At 54.6% G+C, this 3353-nt stretch carries 2 protein-coding genes; both read left to right on the top strand.

What is annotated here, in order from left to right:
• On the top strand, positions 1-749 hold a 749-nt coding region (locus EJQ19_RS32070; protein ID WP_478354297.1), incomplete at its 5' end, for a type 2 periplasmic-binding domain-containing protein.
• 105 nt (positions 750-854) lie between these two features.
• Positions 855-3140, top strand: a complete 2286-nt coding sequence (locus EJQ19_RS30690) for a helix-turn-helix domain-containing protein (protein WP_126145016.1) — start codon at positions 855-857, stop codon at positions 3138-3140.
• The last annotated feature ends 213 nt before the right edge of the window (positions 3141-3353 follow it).

The following is a 3353-nucleotide window of genomic DNA, read 5'->3' as shown; positions in this document are numbered from 1 at the left end:
TGAAGTTCTACAAGAAGTTATATGACGAAAAGCTGATGAACCTCGACTTCGCTGTTGTCAAAGACGGGCGCCAGGTGATGAACAAAGGAACGGCCGGCGCTTGGGTGGCGAACCTGAACGATGCAAACGGCATTGAAGAGCAAGCGAAGAAGGTGGACCCGAAAGCGAAGGTAACGCTGATCGGGGCGCTGCAAGGGCCTAAGGGGCTTCGCAGTGTAGCGGGCAGCGGCTCTTACGGGATTTTCATGATTCCGAAAACGACGGTGAAAACGGAAGCTGAGCTGAAATCGATTCTGAACTATTTTGACAAGTTGTCCGATAAAGAAATGCAGAATATGCTCTACAACGGAATTGAAGGCCGTCAATACACAGTGGAAAACGGTGAATACAAGAAAACGACCGATCCAAAGCTGCTCGTCGAGTACGGCATGGGCGATTCTTCCCAGCTAGCCGTGTTGAGAGACCAGGTAACGACGTTTGGACCTGAGCTGGTTCACCAACGCGACAACGTCTGGAAAGAAAATGCAAAGATTGCTGTCGAGAACCCTGTGAATGCGTTCATCTCCGATACGTACAGCGACAAAGGCAAAGAGCTTGATAAATTAATCGAGGACGCGAGAACGAAATTCATCATGGGCTCGATTGACGAGAACGGCTGGAACAAAGTGCTGGATCAGTGGCTGCAGCAGGGCGGCAGCAAGGTGATTGACGAATATACGGCCGAATACAACAAATCCGCCAAGAAATAACAGCCGCTGTCAGGGTCTGTGTTCACCCCCATGACGCAGACCCTTTTTGGTATACTGGAAGCATGACATAACCTAGATTAGCCTGACGAAGGAGACAACCGGGGCATGAAGTCACATTCCTATTTGCGCAAATTAATCGTGCTGACGCTCGTTGTGGGGGCTTTTCCCGTACTGATTCTGGGGTGGTACTCCTATACATATTCCTCTCATACGGTGCTGGAAAAGGTGAACGAGAGCAACGCGCAGATTTTGCGGCAGACGCAGCTGCGCGTGGAGCAGACGCTCAAGACGATCGACTATACGGCGTCCCAGATGCTCAACACCCCGCTGGTAGCGGGGGCGATCGGTAAACGGCTCACGATTATGGACACGGAGCTGATCAACGATCTCTACGATAATCTGCTCGGGATTCAGACGTTTGAGCTTGGGATCCGGGACGTGTTCCTGTTCAGTCTGGAGAACGATTGGCTGATCAGCAACTCGGGTTTTAACGAAGACAGCCAGGCGAAAATGAAAGAGCTGCTGCGCGGATTTACGGCGATGCAGCCCGGTTCCAAGTGGGTCAGTCTGGATCTTTCCGGGCGCTACGATACGGAGTCGCCGATTGTAAGCAATAATTACACGATCATGAATGTGAAAAAGTGGCCGATCAATTCCCAGAATCCTCAGGGACTTATGGCGATTTTGCTGTCGGGGAAGGAAACGAACAACCTGATCGATCTGGAAGATGCCGATATGGGGCAGATTTACATCGTAGATGAGACGAATAAGCTCGTCGCTCATCAGAATCGGTCGCTAGTCGGCACGGATCTGTCCCATGAGGAGTTTATGGCGCGGATAGTCGCCTCGAAGGAAGCGACCGGGTTGTTCAAGGCGAAGGTTGGAGAAGACGATATGTCCGTCTCTTACCGAAAATCAGCTTATAATGGCTGGACGTATGTGTCCGTGCTGCCGATCAGCGAAATGACGCAGCGGGCCAAAAGCATTGCCTGGACATCGCTCTGGGTCAGCCTGATCGCGCTGTGCACGTCAATTGTGATTGCCGTCTTGGGGACGCGCAGCGTGTATCGGCCTGTCCGCAGCATCTACCGCTCGCTGGCCGGCGCCAAAACGTCGCGCGAAGCGAAGGACGAATTCGGCGTCATCTCCGAGGGCATTCAATCGCTGCTGTCGACGCAGTCGCGAATGCAGTTTCAACTGGAAGGCCAGCAGGCGCACATGACCGAGCTGCTCGTCCGCAAAATGGTCACCGGCGAAGCCAAATCGTCGGAGATCCAAGAGCGGCTGCAGTATTACGGCTATACGCTCGACTGGGACCGCATGCGGGTGCTTCTGTTCCAGATCGACGATCTGGCGGATAGCCGGTTCGACGAGAAGGATCGAGACTTGCTGCTCTACGCCATCGCCAATATGGTGTCGGAGCTGGTGCCGAGCGAGGCGCGGCTGGCGCCGATCATTTTCCAGGATGCGGTGCTGCTGATCACTGGCGCGCAAGCCGTCTCCGAAGAAGCGTTCAAGGAGCGGGTATACGACATGGCGGCATCCGTTCAGGAGGAGATCAAGCGGTATTTGTCCGTGGAGGCCAGCGTCGGCATCTCCCGCAGCTTTACACAGTGGATGGAGGCGGAGCAAGGATACGCGGAATGCGTGGCGGCGCTGAAATACCGGGTGCAGCTGGGGCGCGAAGCCGTCTTGTTCAGTGAAGATGTGCAGCCGAAAAAAAGCAAAGACATGGCATACCCGAAGGAGTCCGCTGCGCAAGTCATCGACGCGATTCAGTCGTCCGACAAGGCGCGGGCGCAGGAAGCTTTGGCCGCTTTTATCGACAACGCTTCGAAGTCGGCAGAGCATCACAATGATTATCAGCTGTCGCTCGTTCGGCTGCTCGTAGATCTGATTCGTCTGCTGCAGGATGCCGGCATTTCGCTGTACGCGCTGAACCAGCGGGAGCGGACGCTCTTCGACGAGCTGCTGCATCTGCACGCTGCGCGCGACATCGAGGCCTGGTTCTACGAGCGAATCGTAGAGCCGAGCATCGGTCTGCTCGAGGAGCGGCGAGATACGCAGTTCCGGACGATCTCGGACGAGGTGAAGCGGTTGATCGAGGAAGCGTTCGATACGGATTTGACGCTGGAAAAATGCGCTGCGCGCATTAACTATCACCCGCAATATATTTCGCGTGTGTTCCGTCAGGAAACTGGCATTAACTTTGCCGAGTATTTGGCACAGTACCGGCTGGGCGTTGCCAAGCGCTGGCTGCGGGAGACAAACATGACGGTGACCGATATCGCGGAGAAGCTGAACTACAACAATCCGGCGAATTTCATCCGTTATTTCCGGAAGATGGAAGGCATTACGCCGGGGCAGTATCGAGAGAAGCCCGAGAAGTAGAGTGGTGGGTGCGCAGCCTGTATGAGCGGCCGGATTAAGGCTCCCTTGTCGAGGCGTGTGTGATGGTGGCAGTGGCTCGAATGAAATGTTCTTGGTCGAGACGTGGGAGAGAACGGCAGGGGCTAGGCGAATGACTGCACGATGCTAATTGCTTAGGTACCTGTTGAAGTGAACGGGCCAGTTCCTGCGAGAAAGCAGGAATTTTCCGCAAAA

The organism is Paenibacillus whitsoniae (assembly GCF_003955665.1).
Classification (GTDB): Bacteria; Bacillota; Bacilli; order Paenibacillales; family NBRC-103111; genus Paenibacillus_E; species Paenibacillus_E whitsoniae.
The sequence above is the reverse complement of the archived record's forward strand: the minus strand, read 5'-3'. Positions and strand labels throughout refer to the sequence as shown.

What these genes read in the sequence shown, in the direction of transcription:
- EJQ19_RS30690 (WP_126145016.1), top strand. Translation starts at nt 855, where the DNA reads ATGAAGTCACATTCCTATTTGCGCAAATTAATCGTGCTGACGCTCGTT.